Below are 25,331 nucleotides of genomic sequence, written 5' to 3'. Positions count from 1 at the left end.
CTACAGGTTCAGGCCGTGGAAGAAGTCGATGCGCGCCTCGGCGCCCTGTGGCGCCAGTTCGATCCGCACCACGGCACCGCCGGGACCTGCCAGCTCGGAGTCGGGCAGCACGACCTCCAGCTGCTCGCCCGTGCGAGTCCACTCCGGCTGTTGCCGCGAACCCAGCACCCGCACATCGATGATCGGACGGTCGATGAACCGGCTGTCCGAGCCGAAGCCGCGGATCCGCATGCGGCCGTCCTCCGGACGGACGAGCCCGATCCCGTAGACGTAATCGTGGCCGACCTCGGTCATCGTCGTGAAGCGGATGTCCTCCGCGGTATAAACGGCCGCTGCAGCGTCGGTGAACGAGCCGGCGGCGGGAGCAGTGGGCCCTTCGCCGAACACGACCCACGGGCTGGAACCGTAGATCGCTTCGCCGTGCACCGCCAACCAGTCGCCGACCGCCTCCAGCAAGGCGGCCTCCTCCTCAGGGATGGTGCCGTCGGGCCGTGGACCGACGTTCAGCAACAGGTTCCCGTTCTTCGAGACGACGTCGACGAGCTCCTGGATGAGCTCGGAGGCGTCTTTGTAGTCGTGCCCCTCGACCCAGCTCCACGACGTGCGCGACACCGAGGTGTCGTTCTGCCAGACGTCGGGCCGGATGCCGCCCATCGTGCCGCGCTCGATGTCCAGCACCGCGGAACCGGGGCAGAACGAGTCCCACTTGTAGTTGATGACGACGTCGCGCCCCCACTCCGCCGCCCGGTTGTAGTAGTACGCGGCGAGTCTCCGCACGTAGGGCTCGAACGACGGCTCCTCGATTCCAGTGTCGAAGTAGAGGATCTGCGGCCGGTAGGAGTCGATGATCTCGACCGTGCGCAGCAGCCAGTCCTCCAGGAACCGCTCGGTGGGGTTCATCTCCTTGCGGAGCGCCGGGCCGTACAGGTCGGAGTAGGCGGGATCGCGGACGTCGGAGTCGAACTCCGCTCCCCCGTTCATGAAGAACCAGTGCTCCGCCCGGTGGGTCGACGCGCCGGTGATCAGCCAGGCCTGATCCACCGCCGACAGGAGGTCTCCCATCACGTCGCGCTCCGGCCCCACCTGGGTCACCTTCCAGCGCGAGCGCTCGGTGTCGTACATCGCGTAGCCGTCGTGATGCTCGGCAACCGGCACCACGAACTGCGCGCCCGCGCGCTTGAACAGCGCGACCCATTCCTCCGGGTCGAAGCGCTCCATCCGGAAATGCGGAAGGAAATCCTTGTAGCCGAACTGATCATGCGGTCCGTAGGTCGCCACGTGGTGCTCGAACGCGGGCGTGCCGCGCTGGTACATCGTGCGGGGGTACCACTCGTTGCCGAAGGCCGGCACCGAGAAGGCTCCCCAGTGCAGGAAGATGCCGAACTTGGCGTCGCGGTACCACTGCGGAGCGCGATAGCAGCACAGCGACTCCCAGGTGGCGTCGTACGGCCCGGCTTCGATGACGGCATCCACCATCGCGAGCGCCGGACGGTTGTCCGACACGTCGACCGGCGCCGGCAGGGTCGTGGTGTCAAGCGGTTCGAGGTTCACACGTCTCCGTTCGTCGGGGCTCAACGGCCGCCGAAGGCGCCCGCGCCGATCGCGGCCACCAGTTGTCTCTGGGCAAAGACGACCACGACCACCACGGGGGCGATCGTCATCACGCAAGCCGCCATCAGCAGCTCCCATTGCGTGCCCGTCTGTGTCGTGAATCCGGCGATCCCGATGGGGATCGTCCACTTGTCGGAGCTGTTGAGGATGATCAGCGGCCACAGGAAGCTGTTCCAGCTGCCGAGGAAGGCGAAGATCGCCAGCACCGACAGGGCCGGTCGCACCAGCGGAACGATGACGCTGATCAGGAGGCGCCACGTGGAGGCTCCGTCGAGCCGGGCAGCCTCCTCCAGTTCCCCCGGGATCTGGAGCATGAACTGCCGGAGCAGGAACGCTCCGAAGGCTCCGAACAGGCCAGGGATGATGAGCGCGAACCAGGTGTCGGCGAGCCCTGCCTGGTCGAATCCGAGGAACAGCGGCACGACGGCGACCTCGCTCGGCAGCGTCAACGTGATGACGAACAGCAAGAAGATCGCACTCCGGCCAGGGAATCGCAGCCGCGCGAACGCGAACGCCGTCAGGGTCGCGACGATCAGGGTGAGCACGGTCGAGATGGCGGCTACGACCAGGCTGTTCACGAGCAGGCGCCCGAAGTCGACCTCGGTCCATGCATCCACGAAGTTGGACCAGAGCACCTTCGAGCCGATGAAACTGATCTGGGCGCCGAACACCTCGTTCCCCGGCTTCAGCGCCGTGAAGAAGGTCCAGATCAGCGGGAACGAGAAGACGAGCGCGAACAGCCACGCCACCGTGGTGTTGGCGGCGAACCCGACGGTCCGTCCCCGGCGACGCCAGCGAGAGCCCGAGGCCGGTAGCTGGTGATCAGTCATAGTGGACCCACTTCTTTTGCCCCCAGAGTTGGAACAGCGTGAAGATCGCGATGATCAGGAACAACACGGTGGCGATGGCCGACGCATAGCCGAGCTCGTTGTTCGTGAAAGCGGTCTGATAGAGGTACAGCATGATCGTCATCGTGCTGTTGCCCGGGCCACCGCCCGTGATCACGTAGGCCTGGGCGAAGGTCTGCCAGGCGCCGATCACGGTCAGCACAGTGGTGAAGAACAGGGCAGGGCTGACCAGGGGCAGCGTGATCGAGACCAGGCGGCGGACGCGGCCGGCGCCGTCGATCTTCGATGCCGCGATGACGTCGGGACTGATCGAGTCGAGGCCCGCGCCGAGCACGATCATGTTGTAGCCGAACGACTGCCAGACCGACACGCCGATCACGACGGCCAGCGCCCAATTGCCGTCGCTGAGCCAGGGGATCGGCCCGAGCCCGATCGCCGCCAGAGCTTGATTGATGACGCCATCCTGCTGGAAGAGCAATCGGAAGACCGCGGCGTTGGCCACCATCGGCGACAGGGCCGGGATCAGGAAGATCACACGGATCCAGTTGCGCCCCGCGATGCGGGTCTTCAGCCACATCGCCATCGCCATCGAGATCGCGATGTTCGCCGGGACGTAGACGAGCACGAAGATCGCCGTCACCAGGACGCTGTTGAGGAACTGCGGGTCACGCAGCAGGCGGGCGTAGTTCTCCGCGCCCGTGAACTGGGTGCCTCCCAGCAGGGTCGAGTCGGAGAATCCGAGGATCAGCGACGCGATCTGCGGTATGACGATGAACACCGCGAGCCCGATGAGGCCGGGGAGCACGAAGGCCCACCCCACCCAGCGGGGGCCCCCGAGGGGCCGGCGGCGAAGCCGGTCCTTCGGGGGGTCCGGTGGGGCGACGGACCCGTCGGCGACCTCTTCCTCCGCACGGTCCAGACGCACGAACGTCATTGCGCTAGGCCAGCCTTCACCTGCTGCAGCACTTCGTCGACCGTGCTCTTACCCGAGAAGGCATCCACCTCGTACTGCGTGAGGAGTGTGTCGAGCTCAGCCTGGTTCGACGGAACGGGCGAGGGCGTCGCGTCACCGGTCATCTGCTCGATGACCGACGCGAACTCCGGCGATCCGGCATTGGCCGACCAGGCGTCCAGCGCGTCGAGCCGTGCCGGCACGGAGGCCTGGGACTTGGTGACGAACTCGAGTCCGGTCTTGCTCGTCATCGCCTCGATGGCCTCGAAAGCCTTCTGCTTGTCGCCGCATGTCTTCGTGATGCCGAAGCCCGATCCGCCGATGAACCCCTTGGAGGCGCCGCTCTTGCTCGGAATGACGGCGATGCCGACATTGTCCTTGCCGAGGGACTCCTGCGCGTGCTGCAGATCCCACAGCCCCTGCATCTCCATGGCCGCCTGGCCCGTGTTGAAGGCGTCGATGTCGGGGAAAGTCCCGCCCGCGGCCGCTTCGAGCGGCTTCGCGACCTTGTACTTGTTGGCCAGGTCGACGAGCAGCTGCAGCGCGTCGTGGAAGTTCGGGTCATCGAGCAACGGACCGTTCTCGTCTGCCCAGGCGTGGCCATCGGCCGCCATGAGGGTGGCGATGGGGTTCGACGCCTGCGGGATCGCGAAGCCGTACACGCCGTCCTTGGTGGTCGCCTTCGCTGCCGCGATGAAGTCGTCGGTCGTCCAGTCGTTGGTGGGTTCGGCCACGCCGGCGTCCTTGAACATCTGCTTGTTGTAGAGCACCACGGTGGGCCCGGCGTTGAACGGGATGGAGTAGAGCTTGCCGTCGACGCTGAGCTGCTCGAGCATCGCCGAGCTGTAGGCCGACAGGTCGAGGTTGTTCTCCTTCGCCAGGTCGTCCAGCGGCTCCAGCCCCTGCACGTACTGGTTCACCCGGCCGTTCTGGAACGTGACCAGGCAGGGCGAGCTGCTGCTCCTCATCACGGTGGGGAGCTTGGTGTAGTAGTCACCGATGGGCGGCCCCGAGAAGCTCACCTTCATCTCCGGGTCGGCCTGCACTCCTCCGGCGATGTAGTCGCTCCACTGCTGCTTGTCGGCCTTGCCGCCGATCCACGTGTACATCTTGAGCGTGTCGCCGTCGAGGCCCGAGCTTTCACTACTGCCTCCTGCACAGGCAGCGAGCCCGAGGGCGAGCACGCCCGCGACCACGACGGAGACGCCTACGCGTTTCCGGCTCCTCGTGTTTGAGAACTGTGACTTCATGAACTCCTCCTTGAGTACTTGAGCGAAACGTTACGACTCCAATGAATGCTAGGAGCGCGGATATTTGAAGTCAAGAGTTCCCATCGAGCACTAAACGTTTCGTTCCGCCCTCAGCAGGTCGTGCGCGAGGATGGTCTCGGCGACCGTCATCGTTTTCAGCGCATCGCCGAAATGCGACGACGGGAGACGACGCGTACGCACCGCCTCGATGAACTCGGCGCTCTTCGCGCGGAAGCCTCCGCGCACGTGGAGGTCGGGGGAACCCGCCACTTCGGCGGCATCCAGCTCCTCCGATCCATCGGCGTCCCAGACGGTGCCGCCGATCTCGAGGTCGCCTTCCGCCATGATCCCCGGCCCGTGGAGTTCCACGCCGAACGTCCTCCGGCCGCTCGTCCAGTTCGTGATCATGACCCCGACGGCGCCCGTGTCGAACTCGAGCGTCGCCGTGATGAAGTTGATGTCGTCGACGAGCACGCGGCGGGTCACATCCGACACGGCGATGACCTCGCCGCCGCAGAGGTGCCGGAGGGTGTCGATCACGTGCACGCCGTCGTCCATCATCCGGTCACGCGCCGACACCATCGGGGTCGGATCGTTCTTGTAGAACCGGCATACCGCATGCACCACCTGGCCGCGATCGTGTACCCGGCCCACCATGTGCTCCAGCAGCGGAGACGAACGTCGCTGGAAGCCGACCTGCGTGATGCAGCCGTTCTCGTCGGCGAGGCGAGCGAGCGTGCGCGCCTGATGGACGGTGAGGCCGAGCGGCTTCTCGACGAAGAGGTCGAGCCCGCGCACGAGGCACGCACACCAGATGCCGAACATGAGCTCGGGCGGCCCGATGACATAGACGGCGTCCGCACGCGTTTCGTCGAGCATCGCCGACCAGTCGCTGAACAGCGCGGTGACCCCCCATCGCTCGCCGGTCGCCCGGAGGCGCTCCGGCGAGAGGTCGCAGATGCCGACGATCTCCACATCCGGCAGCGACGACAACGACGGGTAGTGCACGAGGTTCGCCATCTGCCCGGCGCCGATGACGGCGACACGCACCGGACCGCGCTCCACAGCACTCATCGGACCGCTCCCGCAACATCCTGAGCAGCGGCTCGCAAGCTTCGTGCGTCTGCGAGATCCCGCGTCACCTTCGCCACAAGATCGCTCTCGTCGGTATATTCCGCCGTGAGGCAGATCGGCCCGGCGAACTCACGCTCGACGAGGTAGCGGATCGCGCGACCCCATTCCGCCATTCCACTACGGGCATCGGTGAAGACCGGTTCCCAGACGGGATCGCCCTGCGAGGGCGCCGGATCGTCGGTCCGCGCGTAGTACGCGCTCTTGAGGTTGATCATCCCGAGCCATGGCCAGAGCAGTTCCAGGCCGTGCTCGGGCCGCTTGCGTGCGAGGGCGTCGTGCGCCGCGTCCCAGATTGCCGCGACGAATCGGGGATCTTCGTCCTGGAGCAGCGCGAAGAGCTCCGAGGAGTCGGCGATGTAATCGTCGTAGTGCGGCTGGATCGCGACTCGGACCCCGTGGCGTTCGGCGCTCTCGGAGAGGCCGGCGAGCGTCCGGCGCACCTCCACGCCGGTTGCGGCGTAGCCGCCCGACCCGATGGGTACCATGATCCGGATCAACGGCACTCCCGCGTCCGCGCAGGCCGCGAACGTGGCCTCGTCCGTACCCGAGGCGATGCTGGTGACCGCGACCCCGGCGCGCGCGAGCTCGCGCACGGCCGCCGGCAGAGCGGCCGAGACGTCATCCGGCGTCACCTGGTAGCCGGGCCGCACCGGGAGCTCGACGGCGTTGAAACCCATGGTCGCCACCAACTCGCCGAGAGCACCGATGCGTGGTTCTCGCCACGGTTTCGTGAAGACACTCCACGTCGTCGTGGGATCTGTGTGTGGCATGGCGGACTCCTCGTTCAGGACGTCGGGAAAATTTTGTGCAACGATACAGTAACTCGTGCAACGATACAGTCACTCCGAAACACGTCAACCAGAGGAGAGGTGAGGGCGATCGCGACCATCAGGGATGTTGCTCAGGCCGCTGGAGTCTCGCCCTCCACCGTTTCGAACCTGCTCAACGCACGCGAACACCTCATGCAGCCGGAGACGCGCCGGCGCGTGCTCGAGGCCATGGAGTCGCTTTCCTACCGGCCGAGCCGGGTGGCCCAGCAATTGCGCGGCGCCCCGAACCCCACGCTGGGGCTCATCGTTCCCTCCGTGGCCAACCCGTTCTGGGGAGCGTGGGCTGCGCACCTGGAGGCCGCGTTCCATGCGCACGGCCGGCAGATCTACCTCTGCAACACCGAGCGCGATCCCGTGCGCGAGCGTGCCTACGTCGAGCAGCTCTGGGCCGACGGCATCGAGCACATCGTCCTGTCCACTTCGCTCCCGTCGCTCGAGCACCTGCGCCCCGCGATGGACGCCGGCGTGCAGATCATCGCGTTCGACCGCGAGCAACAGGATGCCGACCCGACGGAATTGCTGAACGTCAGCATCGACAACGAAGCCGGCGCATGGATGGCCACGCAGCACCTCGTCGAGCGAGGTCACCGGCGCATCGCGTTCGTCTCCGGGGCGATGCGCACGATCAGCCGGCAGCGGCGCTTCGCCGGCTACTGCCGGGCGCTCGCCGAGAACGGCATCCCGCTCGACGACGCACTCGTCCCCCGCTCGTCCGACTTCGGCGATGCGGACAGCGACCCTCTTGCACGCCGGGCGGTGCACGCCCTGTTGGCGCTCGACGACCAGCCCACCGCCCTGGTCGCCGTCAACGACATGTTCGCCCTGAGTGCATCCGCCGCCATCCGGGATGCGGGCCGCGACATCGCCGAGATCGCGGTGGTCGGCTTCGACGACATCCCGGTCGGGAGCCTCATCTCGCCGGCCCTCACCACGGTCCGGCAGCCGTTGCGCGAGATGGCCGAGGCGGTCGTCCTGCTCACGGAGAACGGGCCCGGCGTCGGCGAGTCGAGGCGCTCGCTCGTGTTCCCGCCGACCCTCGTGGTGCGGGCTTCGACCGAACGGAGAATCGTATGACCGCATCCGGAGCCCGAGTGCTCATCGCGGGCGCCGCCGGCGGGGTCGGCCGCGCCGTCGCCCTGGCTGCGGCGTCAGACGGTGCGACCGTCCTGCTGCTCGGACGCGATCGGGACAGCCTCGATGCCGTGCGAGCCGAGGTGGCCGAGATCGGAGGGATCGCGCACGTCGCCGTCGCCGATGCGACCTCGGCGGCGCAGATCGACGACGCCGTCGCAGCGCTGCGGCGCGACGCGGGCGGCATCGACGTGGTCGTGAACGCCGTCGGCGTCAATCTCAAAGCGCGTCGCCTGGAGGAGCTCGACGAAGCCGGCTGGCGATCGGTGCTGGACAGCAACCTCACCGCGGCCTTCTTCCTCACACGGGCGGCGCTTGCCGGCTTCCGCGACGGCGGCGGCGGACTGCTCATCCACATCTCCTCCGTCGCCGCTCTCGTCCCCGATCTGTCGGGGGCCGCCTACCAGGCCAGCAAAGCGGGTCTGGCCGCGCTCGCGCGCGCGACCGCGCTCGAGGCCGGCGGTGACGGCGTGCGGGTCACGACGATCTCGCCGGGCCTCATCGACACCGGCTTCGTGCGCCACCGCCCGACGGCGCCCACGCCCGAAGAGTTGGCGGGAGCGCTACGGCCCGAGGACGTCGCCGACATGTGTCTCGCCGTCATCCGGATGCCCGCTCGCGCGACCGTGAGCGAGGTCGTCATGCGGCCGACCGGGCGCTGAACGACAACACCTCCCCAGTTCCGACCGAGACGGAGATCTCCATGACCGCACCCTCCCCTGCACGAACCGTCCTGATCACCGGAGGCGCGACCGGCATAGGGCTCGGCATCGCCGAGGCGTTCATCCGCACGGGCGACCGCGTGGCGATCACGACGAATGCCTCGCCGGTGCCCGGGCACGTGGCCGACCAGGTCATCGCCGAGCGGATGGATGTCACCGACAGCGCTGCCGTGACGGCGACCGTGGCCCGGATCGGCGAGGCCCTCGGGGGCAGGATCGACGTGCTGGTCAACAACGCCGGTGGCCTCGTCGCCCGCCGTGCGACGGACGCCGCGGACGACGCGCATTGGCAGCACGTCATCGAACTCAACCTCTCGAGCGTCTTCTACGTCGTGCGCGCGGCCCTGCCCCTGATGGCCGAAGGCGGCCGCATCGTGAACATCTCCTCGCTGGCGGCGCACAACGGCGGCGGCCAGGGAGCGGGCGCGTACGCTGCGGCCAAGGCCGGCGTCGAGGGCCTCACCCGCGCTCTGGCAAAAGAGCTCGGACCACGCGGGATCGCCGTTTCCGCCGTAGCCCCGGGGCTCATCCTCGAGACACCGTTCCACGAGTGCTTCACCCCCGAGGCCGACCAGCGCGCGACCATCGCGGCCACCCCGCTCCGTCGTGCCGGCACACCCGCCGACGTCGCCGCCGCCGCCGTGTACCTCGCCTCGGAGGCCGGCGGGTTCGCATCGGGAACAGTGGTCGCGGTCAACGGTGCTGCCGCGTTCCATTGAGGGAGATCACGTACCGCCGACAACCAAGTGGAGAGAACAGACATGCGCATCGTCATCATCGGAGCAACCGGGCACGTCGGTGGCTATCTCGTGCCGCGCCTCGTGGCGGACGGGCACGACGTGGTCGCGATCACACGCGGAACGTCGGCCCCTTATCGTGACGACCCGGCCTGGCAGAGCGTCGCACGGGTGATCGCCGACCGCGAGGCGGAGGATGCCGCGGGCACATTCGGCTCCCGCGTCGCCGGGCTCGGAGCAGACGCCGTGGTCGACCTGATCTGTTTCACCCCGGAGTCCGCCCGGCAGCTCGCCGACGCCCTCCGCGGACGGGCGCATCAGCTGGTGCACGTCGGCACGATCTGGACACACGGCACCCTCACGGAAGTGCCGGCTCCCGAGGACGCCGTCAAACGGCCCTGGGGCGATTACGGCATTCAGAAGGAGGCGATCGAACGTCTGCTCCTGGCCGAGTCGCGGCGCGAGGACGGCCTCCCGGTGGCGATCGTGCACCCGGGTCACATCTCCGGACCCGGCTGGCCCATCGTCACCCCGCAGGGCACCACCGACCTCGACGTCTGGCGGACGCTGGCGGGTGGGCGCGAGCTCCTGCTGCCGGGATTCGGGCTCGAGACGGTGCATCACGTGCACGCTGACGACGTCGCGCAGCTCATCCGACTCTGCCTCGAACGGCCGCTCGAGGCGAACGGGGAGGCGTTCCACGCCGTCTCCGAGCGCGCGCTCACGCTGCGCGGATTCGCGGAGGCGGCGGCGCGGTGGTTCGGGCGGGAAGCGAGGCTGCGCTTCGTGCCGTTCGCGGAATTCGGCGCCTCTCTTCCCGAGGAGCACCGCGACGCCGCCTATCAGCATGTCGCCCGCAGCCATTCGATGAGCATCGAGAAGGGTCGCCGGCTGCTGGGCTACGCGCCGGCACACTCGTCGCTCGCGGCCGTGGCGGAGTCGGTGGAGTGGCTCCGACAGGCCGGCCGTCTGGGCGACGACATTCCGCCCGTCCAATTCGGTTGAGATGCAGCGGGATCGATATCGGGACTGTCTCGGCCGAAACGATTCGCACCGCGCTGACGCTGGATTATGCTGAGCGCACGCGACACGCAGATATCGACAACCGTGGGGGCTTTGGGCGGTAACACCAGGAAAGACGGGGCTGTGACAACATACAAGGACATCCAGCGGGCCACAGGACTCTCGCTCGCCACGATCTCCAAGTACTTCAACGGGCGAAACGTTCTGGAGGCCAACCGCGAAGCCATCGAGTCCGCGGCGCGCGAGCTCGACTTCCGGCCCAATCAGCACGCTCGGATGTTGCGTACGCGACGGTCACGGACGGTGGGGGTGCTGCTGCCGGCACTCGACAACGACTTCCACCTCACGATCGTCGCCGGTGTCGAGGAAGCCCTCCGCCCGCGCGGGATCAGCGTCATCGTGGCAGCCAGCCCCGATCCGAGCGACGATCCCGTCAACCTGCTGATGGACCGCATGGTCGACGGAATCATCGCGATCACCTCACCGCACGACGTGCGCGCACTTCGTGCGGCGGCTGCGCGCGTGCCGGTTGTGATGGTCGACTGGCACATCGACGACCTCCACGCCGACGGTGTCTTTCTCGACAATGTGGCCGCAGGAGCACTCGGCGCCCGACACCTCCTCGATCATGGTCACCGTCGTATCGGATTCGTCGGTGGTGAACCGACGATCTCCTCGATGCGCCTGCGCACCGAGGGGTTCGAGCGCGCGCTGGCTTCTGACGGAGTGCAGGTAGACCCGGCGCTGGAGCGATTCGAGCCGCTGACGATCGGTGCAGGCTATCGTGCCGCTCAGGAACTCCTCGCCCTGTGGCCACGGCCCACGGGGCTGTTCACCGCGAACTACGAACTCACCCTCGGCGCCGTGACCGCCGTGAACGATTCCGGGCTGCGCATCGGCCGGGACATCTCCGTGGTCGGGTTCGACAGCCGGGAGCTCGCCCAGGCGCTCGTGCCGAAACTGACCGTCATCGTGCAGCCGACCCGCAAGATCGCCAAGCACGCGGCCCGCCTGATCGCCCACCACATCGAGTCGCCGGGCGAGCGCCCCGCACCGAAAATCGAATACCTCGACGCGCACCTCATCCCGGGCGCCTCCGTGACGCGCCTCGAGGAGTGAGCGCTTGCTGCGCCCTCTACTCCAGGAAGACGCGCACGTCCCACGGTCCCAACTCGACCAGCGCATCGGCCGCCAGCGGCTCGGAGGAGAGGAGATCCGTGACATCGGTCGGCAACCGCACCGAGCCGGCATCCCACGACCAGTTGTGCAGCACTCGCAGCCGACGACCTGCGGCCGTCGTCGCTGAGGTCGCCGTGACCGAACCGGTCGTCAGAGAGCTCCAGGCGTCCCGGTGAGCCGGCACCGCCCAGGTCACCAACGCCGCCGACAGTTCGGCGTTGGGCACGGTGCCGACGACGGTCACGCGCCCCAGCCCCGCCCCAGCGGTGGTGATCGCCGGGTACTGGCCCAACGCGGGGTGCTGATATCGGGCGAGGATCTGAACCGAGCTGTCCGAGACCTGCAAGTAGTCGGCCCATGCTGCGCCGGCGGCGCCGTCGGGCAGCTCCAGTGCGCCGTCGGAGCCCGTCACGGGAACCGGTGTCGCCAGGTTGCTGAACTCCTGGTAGCTGACACCGGCGGTGGCGGCAAGCCGCGCCGGCTTGACCTCCACACGCGCTCGGGCCTCGGTGTCCGCATATCCGGTGCGCGGTCCGAGCACCAGGTGTCCGCCCGCCTCAGCGTAGTCGCGCAACCAGTCGAGCAGTGCGTCGCTGGCCACGTAGAGCGCCGGCACCAGAAGCACGGGCAGCTCGGCGGCGACCTCGGCCGGCTCGCGGAGCCGCGTGCCGTCACCCTGTTCGACCAGCTGGACGTCGTGGACGATTCGCACCGGCGCGCCGGCCTCGAACGCTCCCCGGTAGAAGGCGTGCACGATCCGCTCGTAGCTGCCGGGGTCCGCGGAGCCGTCGTCGCGGGCGAGCGTCGGCTGACCTCGGAGGCCCCACATCGACTCGTTGGACCACAGCAGCCCCACGGTGGCGTCCGGCACGAGTCCACTCAGGTGGTCCTCGGCAGACTTGATCTCTGCGCCCAGCGCGGCCAGCTGCTCGTAGACCCGCCCGGGCCGCTGGTCGTGAGGGAGAATTCCGATCCAGAACGTCTCGGCACCGAAGTGCAATGTGTGCCAGTGCCAGTACTCGATCATTCGTGCGCCCCGGGCGATCATCGCCCAGGCCGCCTGTCGCCACTGTCCGTCGAACGCGGGCGCGTTCATGGCCGAACCACCGATGGCCCCGGCATTCGTCTCGGTGACCAGGAACCGCGCCTGCTTCGAGGAGTACATCCGGTCTGCGCTGTGGAAGATCGCCCAGGTGCCGCTCGTCGTCCAGCCCGGCGTCGGATCTTCTGTCGAAGGAAGGGCTAGACCGTCCTGCATCGCGTAATAGGGATTGCCTGCGGTGACATCCAGCGCTGCCGTCAGTTCCGGGTCCTGCACCCCTGGCCGGTCGTAAGCGATGCAGGTGGTCACGAACTTCTCGGCGCCGGCGATCTCCCGCACGATTCCGGCCTGCCAACCGATGAACTCGGTGACCATCCGGGCCTGGAACTTCCGCCAGGCGAGGTCGTACTGGGGTTGGGCGTTGTTGTCGGGTCGCCAGAGATCCGCCCAGGTCGTGAGCCGATGCGACCAGTAGACGAGTCCCCACTCCCGGTTCAGGGTCTCCACGTCGCCGTAGGTGCGACGCAGGTCGTCGACGAAAGCCTGGAACACGCCCTCGTTGTACAGCAACTCGAGGCCGGGCTCGTTGTCCACCTGGAACCCGACCACTGCGGGATGGTCGTGGTAACGCCCGACAACGGCACGGATCACACGCTCGGCATGGAAGCGGTAGGCGGCGTGTGTGAGGTCCATCTCTTGACGGGCCCCCCATCCGATGCGCTCTCCCGTGCGTCGCTCTCCGGCGATCTCGGGATACTTGCGCGTCAACCACGGGGGTACGGCGTAAGTCGGCGTACCCAGCACGACGGCGATCCCTCGTGCGCGCGCGCCGTCCAGCACCGGCTGCAGCCAGTCGAGGTCGAACACCCCGTCCTCGGGCTCCCAGGTGGCCCACGTGGATTCGCCCACCCGGATCACGGTGAACCCGGCTTCCTGCATGAGGTCGAGGTCCTGGTCGAGCCGAGGAGAGGGCTGGTACTCGTGGTAGTACGCGGCGCCGAAGAGCACGCGGTCGTCAATCTCTGTCAAAGCAGCGAGGTCCTAATCTGGTGGGGTAGGTGAGGCGGGCGGCAAGGTGCCCCCGCGCCAGGGACGCGGGGGCACCTCGGTCGTGCTGAAACGTCAGTTCACGGTGAACGTGAGCGTCGTGGTGTTGCCGGCCACATCGTAGACGACGAGGGTGTTCAGCCCCGCGACGGCGCCGAACGCACCCGGCTTGACGTAGTTGAGATCAGACCACGCGTTGTTCGTGAGGTCCTTCTCCACGCCGTTGAGGGTGAGCTTGTCGATCTTGCCCGCGTCGTTGAGCTTGAAGCTCACGAGCGAGTAGGTGCCGTCGGAGCCCACGGTCTCGTTCGCGCCGTTCTTGACCGTGACGGTCGGCGCCGTGGTGTCGATCGTGAACGCGAAGGTGCTCGTCTGCGAGATGAGCCCACTCGTGTCCTGCGCGTTGTACTTGATCGTGTAGTCGCCCTCGGGCAGCGTGACCGTCGCCGAGTGCGTCCCCGTCTTGGCCCCGCCGACCGCGGTCTGCGTGGACTTGACGAGAGTCGATCCCTGGTAGATGTTCGCCACGATCTTATCCAGCCCGAAGTCGTCGGTCGCGTCGACCTGCACCGTGAGCTCCTTGAACGGACCGGCCGCAGTCGGTGCCACGAGGGTCACCTGCGGCTTGGTCACATCCGTCGGGCACCGCGGGTCGATACCGCCGAGGTTGACGTTGAGCTCCGTGCGGTACTTCGGGGCGACGCCTGCAGCACAGATGACGTCCCACGCACCGCTCGGCCAGTTGTCGCCGCTGACCTTCACATTGTCGATCAGGCGGTTGTTGCGTGCCGCGGCGTTCGGCATCTGCTCTCCGCCGGTGTGCCAGTTCTCCTGGAGCGTGTTGTCGTTCGTACCGTTGCCGGCACTGTATGCATTGGTGAACACCCACGGGTTCGCGTCGCCCAGAACGTTGTGCCGAGAGAGCGTGTAGCGGCTGCCCTCGTCCAGATAGATGCCGACGCCCGAGACGTTGTACATGTAGTTGTTCTCGATGATCGTGCCCGGGCTCGCCGAGAGGTTGTAGATGTTTCCGGAGTCGGCGAAGTCGGCCTTGATGTCGTGCACGAGGTTGCCCGCGATCAGGTTCTCCTTGAGCGTCGTCGGCGTCTGGTAGAGCGGGTTGTACTGGTAGTACCCACGGTTCTTGTACTCCTGAGAACCCCCGGGGTCGTTGATACCCCAGCCGTAGCCGGTGTCGATCGCGTAGGCGAGATCCCTCACCTCGTTGTGCACGATCTGCGCCCGGGTCACGTAGGTGCTCAGGATGCCCGAGGTGTCCTGGTACTCCACGGCGACGTGGCTGATGGTGTTGTTCTCGATGAGGATGTCCTGGTTCGTCATGCGGGGATCGCTGGGATGATGTGCGTCGGCCCGGATCCCGCCTACGAAGAGGGCGTGGCCACCGACCTGGGTGAACACGTTGCCGGTCACGTCGATGTTGCTGGCGCCGAGTCCGACCCCGGTGAGCATCGCGTTGTCGTCATTGCCGATGCCGAGGGCCGACGACCCGAGGTTGCGGAAGGTGTTCCCGGAGAACGTGATGTGGTCGGCGGCCGACACCTGCACGGCGGAAGGGATCTGGAACCAGGTGTTGCGAGTGCGCTCATACGGATTGCAGCCGCGGCTGCAGTTGGCGAAGGCGTCGGCGGGGCGGTAGTCGTACACGCCCTTGATGTAGCCGCCGTTCTGCTGGCTGACGTACCCTTCGGCCGAGGACGGGCCGAGCCAGGAGGTGCCGTCGAAGGTGAGACCGCTGAACTCCAGGTTGGAGACGGGAGCGTCATAGGTGCCGCCCACGCTGATGAGGGTCTCCACCCGCGGGAGCTCGATGTCGAGGTCCTCGGGGTTCACGCCGTCCGCAGGCTTGTAGTAGAGCTTCCCCGCTTCGGGGTCGACGTACCACTCCTCAGCCTCGTCGAGGAAGCCGAGCGAGTTGGCCATGAACCACTTCGAGTCGGCGAGCAGCGAGTTCTGCACCGTGTCCCAGCCCCACGTGTTGTTGTCCCAGGCGGGCTGAGTCATCGTGATCGTGTCGCCCGCGATGCTCTGCACCGGGGAGTAGCGGTCGGTGAAGTCGCCGAGCGACTCGAACTCGATCCGGTCCTGATCTGGCAGATCCGCCAAGTAGGCGAGCTCGGGATTGTTGATCGTCATCCCCGTCGGGGTGAGCGTCAGGTCGGTCAGCGCCAGGCTGGTGGCGGCGCGCGGCGCGGCGATGCCATCGACGTAGAGCTGCCGGGTCTCGAAACCGGCCGGTGTGTCCGCGACGTAGATGTTCGCGTCCTCGTCATACTGCTGCCAGCCCGAGAGCTGGGTCGAGCCCGTGATCTCGGGGTGCGCGCCCTTTGCGGCCGTCCAGCGCACGGTGTGCCCGTCCCGGCCGCCGTCCTCCGCACGGAACTCGAGCGGGCGGTCGATGCGGTAGGTGCCGTCGGCGAGCACGACGGTGACATCGCCCTTCGCCTTGGCGGCCTCATCCTGCACGACGCCCTGCACGTACTCCAGCGAGCACGGGTGCTGCTCCTGGCACTCCCCTTGGTCACGACCGTCTGGTGACGCGTAGACGACGCTGTCCTTCTCCGGTGGAGCCGCCTGGGCGACCGATGCCCCCAGACCACTCAGGATCAGGGTTGCCGCGCCGGCAATTCCGGCAGCCACCGGCAACCAGCCCTTTCTTCGGACAGAGACTTCTCGCGTATGTGACATCAATGTCATGGCTATTCGCTTCCGTGATGTTAAGCAGGGCAGCTTTGCCCCCCGCGTCTACGAAATCATACGTGTGACGTATGCGCAATAGTCCTGGGCAGAAATTAGCGCCGGCACATCCGGCTCACGCGCGTTCCGCGCGGTCGTCTTCCGCGATGAGTCGCAGCCCCGCCCGATGCGGACGCACGTGAGGCCCCGCGGGCACGAGCCAGCTCGCATCCCGCTGGCTCGCCAGAATCGCCTCTTCGTCGACACTCACCCCGTGACCCGGCGCATCGCCCAGCACGATGCCCCCGTCCACGATCTCCTGGTCGATCGTGACGCCGAACGGCGCTCCCAGATCTTGCACCTCGGTCACCATGTGGTTCGGCACTGCGGTTGCGGCATGTGCGACGGCCTGATTGGAGGTCAGCCCGACGGGACTGATCGGAAGGTCATGAGCATGAGCGAGGTGCGAAACCCGAAGGAAGTGCGTGACCCCCCAGACGCAGCCGACCTGCACGATGTCGACGCCGCCGGCATCGAGCAACGGGCGGAACTGCTCGAGTCCGGTCAAGTTCTCGCCTGTGGCGACCGCGGCCCGCACCGAATTGGACAATCGTGCGTGACCCGGAGCATCCCACCTTCGCAGCGGCTCCTCGACCCAGGTCAGATCGGTGTCTTTCTCGAGCGCGGTCACATATCGCACCGCCTGCTTGAGGTTCCAGGACTCGTTCGCGTCGAGCATGAGAGCGGGGTGACGCGTGTTCGAGCGGAGTTCATCTCCGATGATCTGCAGCCGGCGCCGGTCTGCTTCGAGATCGCGGCCACCTTTGAGTTTGGCGCTCGTGAACCCCAAATCGGCCATGCGCTTGTAGAAGGCGGCGAGCTTTTCGTCGTCGAGGGCGATGTCGAGCCCCGAGGCGTACCCGCTGACGAATCTGTCTCGGCCGCCCAGAACCCGCCAGAGCGGCTCGCCGGCGATCTTCGCCTTCAGGTCCCACAGCGCCATGTCCAGCGCGCCGATCCCCCCGAAGGTCGCGCCCGCGTGCCCGGCCTTGAAGACGCGTGCCAGCATCCGGTCGTACAAAGCTGTGACCGCACGCGGATCTTCGCCTTCGAGTGCCGGGAACAGCCGGTCGATGTCCTGGTCCGAGCCGGTACCGATGCCGGTGATGCCCTCGTCCGTCTCCAGAATCACGATCGGCACTTCGGTCAGCCCGTTGTCGATGTACCCGTTCACGTCACCGATCGGGCGCCCCCAGTCTCGGTAGGTGCGGATGCATCGGTAACCAGTGATCTTCATTTCGCCCTTGACTTTCCCTTGCCCTAATCTAGAAAGAGCATACATCACATGTTCAATCTGCCCAGATGACTGGGGCGCTCGGTTGAACAAAAGCAACGGGCGACGCCGCCGGAGGAGCATTCATGAAGTCCCGACAGATCGACCGCGGCCTTTCCCTGACAGAGATCGGGTTCGGTGCCGCGCAACTCGGCAACGCGAATCGCGCTATCTCGGACGAAGATGCTCGCATCGCCGTCGACGCCGCGTGGGATGCCGGCATCCGGTACTTCGACACCGCGCCGCACTACGGCCTCGGCCTGTCCGAAAGGCGCCTCGGTGCCGCGCTTAGCTCGCGTGACCGCGAGGCCTACGTGCTCTCCACCAAGGTCGGACGCCTGCTCGAACCCCATCCGGCGGGAGCGGGCAGCCTGGACGACGACGGCTTCGTCGTCGAAGCGTCGACAAAGCGCTTGTGGGACTTCTCGCGCGACGGCGTGCTCCGCTCCATCGAGGAGAGCCTCGACCGCCTGGGGCTCGACCGCATCGACATCGGGTACCTGCACGACCCGGACGATCACTGGCAGGCCGCCTCGACGACGGGGATTTCAGCGCTCATCGAACTTCGCGATCAGGGCGTCATCCGTGCGGTCGGAGCGGGCATGAACCAAGCGGCGATGCTGGCGGAATTCATCCGCCGCTGCGACGTCGACGTCATGATGGTCGCCGGCAGATACACACTTCTCGACCAGTCGGCGGCCGACGAGCTGCTACCACTGGCGGAGGAACGCAACGTCGCGCTCGTCGCAGCGGCCGTCTACAACTCCGGTCTGCTCAGCACGGACCGACCTGTCCACGGTGGGCGCTTCGATTACCGCGAGGTCGACGAACAGACGCTCGCCCGCGCCATGCAGATCGCCGATCTGTGCGATCTGCACGGCGTCACGCTGCCCGCCGCCGCGATCGCCTTCCCCCTGCTCCGACCGCAGATCGCGTCGGTCGTCGTCGGCATGCGCAGCGCTGCCCAGGTCTCCTCCACGCTCGATCGCTACCAGGCGCACATTCCGCCGGCGCTGTGGGAGCAGCTGCGTGACCAGGGGGTTCTGCACGCATGAACCGCATCGTCGACGCCCATCACCACATCTGGGATCTCGCGGCAGCCGACTATCCGTGGCTCGGCCCGGAAGCAGGCCCGCTCTTTCGCTCATTCCACCTCGACGAGACCGCTCCGGCGAGGCAGAGCCGGGGAATCGACGCCGTCATTCTCGTCCAGGCGGCCGACAACGACGAGGACACGGCGCATCTGCTTTCGGTGGCCCGCGCGCAGCCCGATGTCGCGGGGGTGGTCGCGTGGACGCCTCTGGACGATCCCGAAGGCACGCGCAGACGCCTGAGCACGTGGGCAGACCAGGATGCTCGAGTGGTCGGCATCCGGAGTCTGCTCCACGAGCGGCAGGACACCCGATGGATTCTGAGTCCGGTAGTCGAAGAGGGGCTCCGAGGGATCGCCGACGCGGGACTGCCGCTGGATTACGTGACCTCCGACCACGACGCGCTCGCCCACCTGCCGGAACTGACGGCGCGGCATCCCGATCTCGTCGTCGTCGTCGATCACCTGGGCAAGCCGCCCATCGGCGGTAGCCAGGACTCGTTCGACGATTGGCGACGCTTGCTGCTCGCCGCGGCGCACTCCCCTCGTGTGCACGCCAAGCTCTCGGGCCTCTACCCCGCCGACGGTCCTCTGGATCGGTGGCGGACAGACGATATCCGCCCCTTCGTCGACACGGCGATCGAGATCTTCGGCCCGTCCCGTCTTCTGATGGGAAGCGACTGGCCGATTGCAGAACTCGCGGGAGGGTATGAGCGCACCTGGGATGCGCTGACTTCGACAGTCGCGTCTCTGAGCGAGGCCGAGAGGCGCGACGTGATGGGTGGCACTGCCGACCGCGTCTATGCACTCCAGGGGGTCAGCCCCGCCTGACGCCCCTCAGCCCTTGGTTCCGCCGGCGGTCATTCCGGAGACCAGGAATCGCTGCGAGAACAGGAAGATGATCAGCACCGGTGCGACGGAGATGATCGTCGCCAGCGCGAGCGTCGGCACCTCGATGTTCACCGTACTGGCCGACGTGGGATTGAACAGCGGAACGTTCGAGAGCAGCTCGGCGAGCCCCACCTGAATCGGCGACTTCCTGCCGGGAACCATCACGAAGGGCAAGAAGTAGTTGTTCCAGTTGCCGACGAAGTTGAAGAAGCCGACCAAGGCGATGACGGGGGTCGCCAGGGGCATCGCGACCCGCCAGAAGACCCGGAACTCACCGGCTCCGTCGATGCGGGCGGCATCCAGAAGGTCTCGGGAGACGCTGGTGGAGAAGTAGATATAGGTGAGGTAGACCCCGAACGGGAAGAACGAGAACGGCAGGATTACCGACAGCGGGTTGCCGATCAGGCGCACGGCGCTCAGCTCGAGGAAGATCGGCAGCACCAGGGCAGTGTTGGGGATGAGCATCACGACCAGCGTCGTGACCAGAAGCACACGACGAAGGCGGAAGTCGGTCAGTGCCAGGGCGTAGCCCACCGGGATGCTGACGACGAGCGTGAGCACGAGCGCCGCTCCGGAGTAGAAGGCGGCGTTTCCCAGCCATGTCCAGACGATGCCGTTCTGGAACGCCGACAGGCTCTGCCAGTTGTCGACGAGCGCGCCGAGACCACCGAAACTGAACGGGTTGTCGGTCAGCAGCTGCAACGGTGTCTTCGTCGGCGCCAGCAGAAGCCAGATCAGTGGCAGCACGAAGAACACCACGAAGGCCAGCGCGACGACGATCGCGAGCGCGCGGCCGAGCCAGCCGCGCGGCGATCTCGCCGTTCGGCGATCGCGGGTCAGTACTGCGTTATTCGCGCTCAAAGAGGCCTCCACGGAAGACGAAGAATGCGGCCAGTCCGAGAGCGACCACAAGAAGGATGAGTGAGATCGCCGCGGAGCCGTTGAAGTCGTTCTGTTTGAACGCGTACAGGTAGGCGAGTTGGTTCAGGGAATAGTCGCCGGGCACGACGCCCTTGCTGGCTTGAGAGAGGATGCGCGGCTCGACGAAGAGCTGGGTTCCCGCCGCAAGCGTCATGATTCCCATGTACGAGATCCATTTGCGCATCAGTGGCAGTTGGATGTGCCAGGCCGTCTTGACCGTTCCGGCGCCATCGACGCGCGCCGCCTCCATGACTTCCTGACTGATGTTGTTGAGCGCTCCGTACATGATGACGATCCACCCACCGGCGCCTGTCCAGAAGGCGATGATCGTGAAGATGACCGGGAGGTTCTCGATCGACACGGTCTCGACGAAGCTGTCCAGGCCGAGCGCGCGCAGGATCCCGGAGACCGGGCTGACGGATGGGTCGAGGATGAACAGCCAGAGCATCACGCTCGACGCGCCGGCCAGTGCGCCCGGGATGTAGTACACGAACCGCGTCGAAACCGACAGCCACCGAGCGCCGAACGCGTGAACGATCAGGGCGAGCAGCACGACGAAGATCGTCTGGAACGTCAACCAGATGACCAGGTACACCGCGACGTGCTGCACGGCGGGCCAGAACCGGTAGTCGTTGAACACCCTCACGAAGTTGTCGAGGCCCGCGAAGGCTCCTTCGTGGGTGAACGCCAGGAAGATGGCGTACAGGGTGGGGAGCAGACCGAACAGGATCAGCAGGATGCCGTATCCGGCGCTGAAGGTATAACCCATTCGCGCCTGGGCGCGGTTCGGGTTCTTGCGTCTGGTGCGCGGCTCCTGCCGCCGGCCATTCAGCTGGCCGACGGCGGGAGCCTCCACGGTAGAGAGTGCGATGAGCTTCTTCTTTCAGTGATGAACGATCGTTACTTGGCGATGGTGTAGCCCTGGACCTGCGCCTCGTTCTCCATCTCCTGCTGCCACTCGGGCGCGACCGACTCGATCGTTTTACCGGAAGCGAGCGCGGGCAGCACGATCTTCGAATACGCGGTCTCGGCGCTGAAGTCCGGGTAGCCCCAGCCGCTCCACACCTGGCTCGCGGCATCCACGATCGTCTTCTCGAAGTCTCCGACGAAGTATCCGCCAGTGGCCTGTTTCGCGGTCCACTTCTCAGCGGCAGAGGCGTAGGCGGGGTAGCCGCCTGCCAGATCCACCTGGTATTCGTCCGCACTCGTGACGAACTCCATCAGGGTCTTGACCGCGTCGAGGTTCTTCGTGTGGCTCGATGCGAACCAGGTGCCGCCACCCACGTTTCCGGTTCCGATGTCCTCACCGTCCCAGTGCAGAGGCGTGCTGGCGCCGATCTGGCCTGCGGGAACGTTGAGGCTGTCGGGGTTCTGGAAGAGGGCGCCGATGAACCACACCGGTCCCGGCATGCCCAGCGCCTTGCCCTGGTACTTCTGCACGAAGTCGGAGCTGAACACGCTGTCCTTGGTCAGTGTGCCGTTCGCAACCATGTGGTCGAGCAGTTCAGTCATCTTCTGCGAGTTCGGAGCCGTGACGTCGCTGCTGAACGTGTTGCCGTCGAGTTGGAAGACGGGAGCCTGTGCCCCCCAGTAGTTGACGAGCATGCCGAGGAAGGAATCGCCCACCGAGCCGAGGATGTAGCCCGGGTGCTCGGCAGCGAGCTTGTCGCTCAGCTGCTCATATTCTTCCCAGGTCGTCGGGACCTGGTAGCCGAACTGGTCGAACAGCGACTGGTCATACCAGAACACTGACTGGGCCAGGTCGTTGCGCAGACCGTACACGGTTCCGTCGACGGTGAGCGGGTCGAGCGATCCGGGCGTGAAGCCGTCGAGGAAGTCTTGATCGAACCACCCCTTGTTGACGGGGGCCGCGAAGGCCTGCTGGCCGTTGGTCTCCTTGGAAGCCCACGACGCGTCGTTGTTCTGGGTGGAGAAGACCACATCGGGCCAACCCTCACCTGCCTGATCGAAGAGCGAGATCTTGGTCTGGAAGCTCCCCGAGCCGCTGGCGTTCCCGTCGTACGTCTCGACATTGACGTCGATGTCCGGATACTTCGCCTGGAAGGCCTGAATCGCCGGTTCGCGGGATGCATCCACCCACACGGTTATGGGGCTGTCCTTGACCTGCTCGGCGGGGGTGAATCCGAGTTCGGAGTCATCTCCTCCTCCGCTGCCGCCGCCGCTGCACGCGGAAAGAGCGATGAGCGCAGCGGCTGACACCGCAACGGCGATGGTTCGGGCGAATCGGGTGAAGCGGCGTTGCTGTGTAGCCATTTCGAGTCCTTGTCTGGTCGACGACGTTGACGACGAGCCGCGGTGCGCGGCCCCTGCGTTATTAGATCATACATGTGACCTATGTACAATGACCTCTGTTGTAGGCCGTCGGAAAGAGCGGCGCTAACACCATACGACGTCATACCAACGGAGGATTTATGCGTGCTCTGCAGTACCTCTCCGCACAGCAGCTCGCTGTCGCGGACGTACCCGAACGTCCGCCCGGCTCGGGCGAAGTACAGATCTCAGTGGCCTTCGCCGGTCTGTGCGGCACTGATCTGCACATCTATCACGGCCACATGGATGCGCGAGTGGCGACCCCTCTGACTTTCGGCCACGAGATGAGCGGCGTGATCACTGCCGTGGGCGAGGGCGTCGAGAACTGGATCGAGGGAGACCGTGTCACGGTCATGCCGCTCTCCTGGGACGGCACGTGCCCGGCCTGTCTCGCGGGCAACGAGCACATCTGCCAGAACCTCGACTTCATCGGGATCGACTCCCCGGGAGCGCTCCAGGAACGCTGGAATGTTCCTCAGGAGACTCTGGTGCGCCTGCCGGCCTCGCTCGCCCTCGATGAGGCAGCGCTCGTCGAACCGGTGGCCGTCGCCGTGCACGACGTCCGGCGGTCTGAGCTCGCCCCGGGCGACCGGGTGGTGGTGCTCGGCGGCGGGCCGATCGGCGTGCTCATCGCCACGGTGGCCCGCCACGAGGGTGCCGAGGTCGTCGTCGTCGAACTCGACGAGCGCCGCCGCGCGCAGATCGCCGACCTCGGCTTTCGCACGCTCGATCCCGCAGCGCAGGACCTCACTCAGGCGGTGAACGAGTGGACCGCAGATGCCGGCGCCGATGTGGTGTTCGAGGTCTCCGGCGCCGCCGCCGCGGTGGCCAGCGCCACGTCGCTGCCGAAGGTGCGCGGCACGCTGGTAGTCGTCGCCATCCACCCGCAGCCGCGCGCCGTCGACCTACAGCGGGTGTTCTGGCGGGAACTGCGCATCCTGGGGGCGCGCGTCTACACGCGCGCCGACTTCGAGAGGGCAGTCGAATTGGTCGCCGACGGAGTCATTCCCACCAGCGCGCTGATCAGCCGCATCGTCGACCTGGCACAGACCGACGAAGCCTTCGCTGCGCTCGAGTCGGGGAAAGCGATGAAGGTGCTGGTGGATGTCGCCGGCACGGGTGCCGTCCGATGACGGCGCTGTTCGACCTGACGGGAACGACCGCCGTCGTCACCGGCGCCAGCCGGGGCATCGGGCGCGCGATGGCGGAGGCGCTCGCGTCAGCGGGCGCGCATATCGTCGGGGTGAGCGCTACCCTTGCCCCGGGCAGTGAGGTCGAACGCGCGATCACCGCGGCGGGCGGCTCGTTCGAGTCGGTCTCGTGCGACTTCGCTGACCCGGATGCCGTTCGCTCGCTCGCGGACGACCTCTCCCCCCGGCGCGTGGACATCCTCGTCAACAACGCGGGAACCATCGAGCGCGCGCCCGCTGCGGACCACCCGATCGCGTCCTGGGACCGCGTGCTGCAGGTGAACCTCACGAGCCAGTTCCTGCTCACCCAGCAGGTCGGCCGAGGAATGCTCGAACGCGGGCGCGGCAAGATCATCTTCACCGCTTCGCTGCTGAGCTTCCAGGGGGGCATCAACGTGCCCGGCTACACGGCGGCGAAGTCGGGCATCGCGGGTCTGACCAAGGCGCTCGCGAACGAGTGGGCGTCCGGCGGCGTGAACGTCAACGCGATCGCGCCCGGCTACATCGCGACCGACAACACCGCGGCCTTGCGCTCCGACCCGGACCGCTCGCGGAGCATCCTGGAGCGAATTCCCGCAGGTCGCTGGGGCGAACCAGGGGATCTTGCCGGAGCGACGGTGTTCCTGGCATCCCGCGCATCGGACTACGTCTCGGGCATCGTGCTCCCGGTCGACGGAGGGTGGCTCGGCAGATGAGCGTCGGATTCGCGCGGCATCCGGTGATTCCCGTCGTCGTGATCGAAGACGCGACGGCGGCAGTCGAGCTCGCGCACGCGCTCATGAGCGGAGGAATCCTCTGCGCGGAGATCACCCTGCGCACTCCCGCCGGCGTGGCCTCCATCGCCGCGATCGCCTCCACGCTGGGCGACGTGTTCACGGTCGGTGCCGGCACCGTCGTGCACCCGGGCCAGGTGAACGAAGTCGCCGCGGCGGGGGCGCGCTTCGCGGTCAGTCCCGGCTTCGACGACGAGCTCGTCGAGCTGATGCTCAGCAGCGGGCTGGAGCCACTGCCCGGCACCGCTACCGCGACCGAGGTGCAGCGCGCCGTGCGGGCGGGGATCGACACCGTCAAGTTCTTTCCGGCCGACCGGTTGGGCGGTATCGAGACGATCCGCGCGCTGGCGGCACCGTTCCCGGGCATGCACTTCATTCCGAGCGGCGGTGTGTCCCCCCAGAATCTCGCGGAGTATCTTCGCCATCCTCGCGTTCCCGCGGTGTGCGGGAGCTGGATGGTACCCGGCGACCTGATTCGCGCCGGGCGATTCGATCTGATCGCGCAAAGGGCGCGCGAAGCGACGGAGTTGGCGGCGGCCGCCATGGGCCCCGGTCTCGACCAGCAGGCGGTCCTGTGATGGCGGATTCGGGCGCGACGCCGA

22 protein-coding genes are annotated in these 25,331 nt (G+C 66.8%); 10 read left to right on the top strand and 12 right to left on the bottom strand.

Translation table 11 applies throughout. From position 1 onward, the window contains the following. The 6 genes from N1027_RS05780 to N1027_RS05755 all read right to left on the bottom strand — a co-directional run bounded on the left by N1027_RS05780 (window position 1) and on the right by N1027_RS05755 (window position 6,565). A complete protein-coding gene (locus tag N1027_RS05780; protein ID WP_259506067.1) occupies window positions 1-1,551 on the bottom strand; it encodes an alpha-L-fucosidase in 1,551 nt (516 codons plus the stop codon). 20 nt (window positions 1,552-1,571) lie between these two features. Then, window positions 1,572-2,441, bottom strand: coding sequence for a carbohydrate ABC transporter permease (locus N1027_RS05775; protein WP_259506066.1), 870 nt, complete (start codon window positions 2,439-2,441; stop codon window positions 1,572-1,574). After that, complete coding sequence (locus tag N1027_RS05770; protein ID WP_259506065.1) at window positions 2,434-3,393, bottom strand: carbohydrate ABC transporter permease; 960 nt, start codon at window positions 3,391-3,393, stop codon at window positions 2,434-2,436. The genes N1027_RS05775 and N1027_RS05770 overlap by 8 nt, the downstream gene beginning before the upstream one ends. Further along, window positions 3,390-4,661 carry an ABC transporter substrate-binding protein gene (locus N1027_RS05765; RefSeq protein ID WP_259506064.1) on the bottom strand — a complete coding sequence of 424 codons (1,272 nt, stop codon included), beginning with the start codon at window positions 4,659-4,661 and terminating at the stop codon, window positions 3,390-3,392. The genes N1027_RS05770 and N1027_RS05765 overlap by 4 nt, the downstream gene beginning before the upstream one ends. Before the next feature lie 90 nt (window positions 4,662-4,751). Next, window positions 4,752-5,735, bottom strand: coding sequence for a Gfo/Idh/MocA family protein (locus N1027_RS05760; RefSeq protein ID WP_259506063.1), 984 nt, complete (start codon window positions 5,733-5,735; stop codon window positions 4,752-4,754). After that, entirely contained in the window at window positions 5,732-6,565 is an 834-nt protein-coding gene (locus N1027_RS05755) for a sugar phosphate isomerase/epimerase family protein (protein ID WP_259506061.1), read from the bottom strand. Before N1027_RS05755 ends, N1027_RS05760 begins: the two co-directional genes overlap by 4 nt. A 99-nt stretch (window positions 6,566-6,664) precedes the next feature. Between N1027_RS05755 and N1027_RS05750 the strand changes: the two genes are divergently transcribed. The 5 genes from N1027_RS05750 to N1027_RS05730 all read left to right on the top strand — a co-directional run bounded on the left by N1027_RS05750 (window position 6,665) and on the right by N1027_RS05730 (window position 11,357). Beyond that, on the top strand, window positions 6,665-7,699 hold the full coding sequence (locus N1027_RS05750; protein ID WP_259506060.1) for a LacI family DNA-binding transcriptional regulator: 1,035 nt from the start codon (window positions 6,665-6,667) through the stop codon (window positions 7,697-7,699). Further along, window positions 7,696-8,418: an SDR family oxidoreductase gene (locus tag N1027_RS05745; RefSeq protein ID WP_259506059.1), complete on the top strand. Its 723-nt coding sequence runs from the start codon at window positions 7,696-7,698 to the stop codon at window positions 8,416-8,418. The genes N1027_RS05750 and N1027_RS05745 overlap by 4 nt, the downstream gene beginning before the upstream one ends. A 41-nt stretch (window positions 8,419-8,459) precedes the next feature. Continuing rightward, window positions 8,460-9,197: an SDR family NAD(P)-dependent oxidoreductase gene (locus tag N1027_RS05740; RefSeq protein ID WP_259506056.1), complete on the top strand. Its 738-nt coding sequence runs from the start codon at window positions 8,460-8,462 to the stop codon at window positions 9,195-9,197. Window positions 9,198-9,239: 42 nt separating this feature from the next. Then, complete coding sequence (locus tag N1027_RS05735; RefSeq protein ID WP_259506055.1) at window positions 9,240-10,220, top strand: NAD-dependent epimerase/dehydratase family protein; 981 nt, start codon at window positions 9,240-9,242, stop codon at window positions 10,218-10,220. A gap of 141 nt (window positions 10,221-10,361) precedes the next feature. Then, window positions 10,362-11,357 (top strand): LacI family DNA-binding transcriptional regulator, encoded by a 996-nt coding sequence (locus tag N1027_RS05730; RefSeq protein WP_259506054.1) that lies wholly within the window; start codon window positions 10,362-10,364, stop codon window positions 11,355-11,357. A gap of 16 nt (window positions 11,358-11,373) precedes the next feature. On the opposite strand, the gene N1027_RS05725 is transcribed toward N1027_RS05730, so the two are convergent. The 3 genes from N1027_RS05725 to N1027_RS05715 form a co-directional block, all read right to left on the bottom strand. Then, window positions 11,374-13,488, bottom strand: coding sequence for a beta-galactosidase (locus N1027_RS05725; RefSeq protein WP_259506053.1), 2,115 nt, complete (start codon window positions 13,486-13,488; stop codon window positions 11,374-11,376). 93 nt (window positions 13,489-13,581) lie between these two features. Then, the gene (locus tag N1027_RS05720) at window positions 13,582-16,164 is read right to left on the bottom strand and encodes a right-handed parallel beta-helix repeat-containing protein (protein ID WP_259506052.1); all 2,583 of its coding nucleotides are present in this window, start codon (window positions 16,162-16,164) and stop codon (window positions 13,582-13,584) included. A 172-nt stretch (window positions 16,165-16,336) separates the two neighbouring features. Then, window positions 16,337-17,497 carry a mandelate racemase/muconate lactonizing enzyme family protein gene (locus N1027_RS05715; protein WP_259506051.1) on the bottom strand — a complete coding sequence of 387 codons (1,161 nt, stop codon included), beginning with the start codon at window positions 17,495-17,497 and terminating at the stop codon, window positions 16,337-16,339. Window positions 17,498-17,619: 122 nt separating this feature from the next. On the opposite strand from N1027_RS05715, the gene N1027_RS05710 reads away from it, so the two are divergent. Continuing rightward, window positions 17,620-18,588, top strand: coding sequence for an aldo/keto reductase (locus tag N1027_RS05710; RefSeq protein WP_259506050.1), 969 nt, complete (start codon window positions 17,620-17,622; stop codon window positions 18,586-18,588). Continuing rightward, window positions 18,585-19,454, top strand: coding sequence for an amidohydrolase family protein (locus N1027_RS05705; protein WP_259506049.1), 870 nt, complete (start codon window positions 18,585-18,587; stop codon window positions 19,452-19,454). The genes N1027_RS05710 and N1027_RS05705 overlap by 4 nt, the downstream gene beginning before the upstream one ends. A gap of 6 nt (window positions 19,455-19,460) precedes the next feature. Here N1027_RS05705 and N1027_RS05700 read toward each other — a convergent pair whose 3' ends face one another. Genes N1027_RS05700 through N1027_RS05690 form a run of 3 tightly spaced genes read right to left on the bottom strand, consistent with a single transcriptional unit; the run spans window position 19,461 to window position 22,709 of the window. After that, a complete protein-coding gene (locus N1027_RS05700; protein ID WP_259506047.1) occupies window positions 19,461-20,375 on the bottom strand; it encodes a carbohydrate ABC transporter permease in 915 nt (304 codons plus the stop codon). Further along, window positions 20,362-21,291, bottom strand: a complete 930-nt coding sequence (locus tag N1027_RS05695; RefSeq protein WP_259506045.1) for a carbohydrate ABC transporter permease — start codon at window positions 21,289-21,291, stop codon at window positions 20,362-20,364. Before N1027_RS05695 ends, N1027_RS05700 begins: the two co-directional genes overlap by 14 nt. Before the next feature lie 44 nt (window positions 21,292-21,335). Then, complete coding sequence (locus tag N1027_RS05690; RefSeq protein ID WP_259506044.1) at window positions 21,336-22,709, bottom strand: ABC transporter substrate-binding protein; 1,374 nt, start codon at window positions 22,707-22,709, stop codon at window positions 21,336-21,338. 158 nt (window positions 22,710-22,867) lie between these two features. Here N1027_RS05690 and N1027_RS05685 point away from each other — a divergent pair, with 158 nt between their 5' ends. The 3 genes from N1027_RS05685 to N1027_RS05675 are packed head-to-tail and all read left to right on the top strand — an operon-like array spanning window position 22,868 to window position 25,307. Continuing rightward, window positions 22,868-23,899, top strand: coding sequence for a zinc-dependent alcohol dehydrogenase (locus N1027_RS05685; RefSeq protein ID WP_259506042.1), 1,032 nt, complete (start codon window positions 22,868-22,870; stop codon window positions 23,897-23,899). Beyond that, window positions 23,896-24,651, top strand: a complete 756-nt coding sequence (locus N1027_RS05680; RefSeq protein ID WP_259506041.1) for an SDR family oxidoreductase — start codon at window positions 23,896-23,898, stop codon at window positions 24,649-24,651. The genes N1027_RS05685 and N1027_RS05680 overlap by 4 nt, the downstream gene beginning before the upstream one ends. Further along, window positions 24,648-25,307: a bifunctional 4-hydroxy-2-oxoglutarate aldolase/2-dehydro-3-deoxy-phosphogluconate aldolase gene (locus N1027_RS05675; RefSeq protein ID WP_259506039.1), complete on the top strand. Its 660-nt coding sequence runs from the start codon at window positions 24,648-24,650 to the stop codon at window positions 25,305-25,307. The genes N1027_RS05680 and N1027_RS05675 overlap by 4 nt, the downstream gene beginning before the upstream one ends. The last annotated feature ends 24 nt before the right edge of the window (window positions 25,308-25,331 follow it).

This window comes from Herbiconiux aconitum, assembly GCF_024979235.1.
Lineage (GTDB): Bacteria > Actinomycetota > Actinomycetes > Actinomycetales > Microbacteriaceae > Herbiconiux > Herbiconiux aconitum.
The sequence above is the reverse complement of the archived record's forward strand: the minus strand, read 5'-3'. Positions and strand labels throughout refer to the sequence as shown.

Coding starts and splice junctions, on each gene's coding strand:
- N1027_RS05775 (WP_259506066.1), bottom strand. CDS start 2,441: ATGACTGATCACCAGCTACCGGCCTCGGGCTCTCGCTGGCGTCGCCGG.
- N1027_RS05770 (WP_259506065.1), bottom strand. CDS start 3,393: ATGACGTTCGTGCGTCTGGACCGTGCGGAGGAAGAGGTCGCCGACGGG.
- N1027_RS05765 (WP_259506064.1), bottom strand. CDS start 4,661: ATGAAGTCACAGTTCTCAAACACGAGGAGCCGGAAACGCGTAGGCGTC.
- N1027_RS05760 (WP_259506063.1), bottom strand. CDS start 5,735: ATGAGTGCTGTGGAGCGCGGTCCGGTGCGTGTCGCCGTCATCGGCGCC.
- N1027_RS05755 (WP_259506061.1), bottom strand. CDS start 6,565: ATGCCACACACAGATCCCACGACGACGTGGAGTGTCTTCACGAAACCG.
- N1027_RS05745 (WP_259506059.1), top strand. CDS start 7,696: ATGACCGCATCCGGAGCCCGAGTGCTCATCGCGGGCGCCGCCGGCGGG.
- N1027_RS05740 (WP_259506056.1), top strand. CDS start 8,460: ATGACCGCACCCTCCCCTGCACGAACCGTCCTGATCACCGGAGGCGCG.
- N1027_RS05735 (WP_259506055.1), top strand. CDS start 9,240: ATGCGCATCGTCATCATCGGAGCAACCGGGCACGTCGGTGGCTATCTC.
- N1027_RS05715 (WP_259506051.1), bottom strand. CDS start 17,497: ATGAAGATCACTGGTTACCGATGCATCCGCACCTACCGAGACTGGGGG.
- N1027_RS05710 (WP_259506050.1), top strand. CDS start 17,620: ATGAAGTCCCGACAGATCGACCGCGGCCTTTCCCTGACAGAGATCGGG.
- N1027_RS05705 (WP_259506049.1), top strand. CDS start 18,585: ATGAACCGCATCGTCGACGCCCATCACCACATCTGGGATCTCGCGGCA.
- N1027_RS05690 (WP_259506044.1), bottom strand. CDS start 22,709: ATGGCTACACAGCAACGCCGCTTCACCCGATTCGCCCGAACCATCGCC.
- N1027_RS05685 (WP_259506042.1), top strand. CDS start 22,868: ATGCGTGCTCTGCAGTACCTCTCCGCACAGCAGCTCGCTGTCGCGGAC.
- N1027_RS05680 (WP_259506041.1), top strand. CDS start 23,896: ATGACGGCGCTGTTCGACCTGACGGGAACGACCGCCGTCGTCACCGGC.
- N1027_RS05675 (WP_259506039.1), top strand. CDS start 24,648: ATGAGCGTCGGATTCGCGCGGCATCCGGTGATTCCCGTCGTCGTGATC.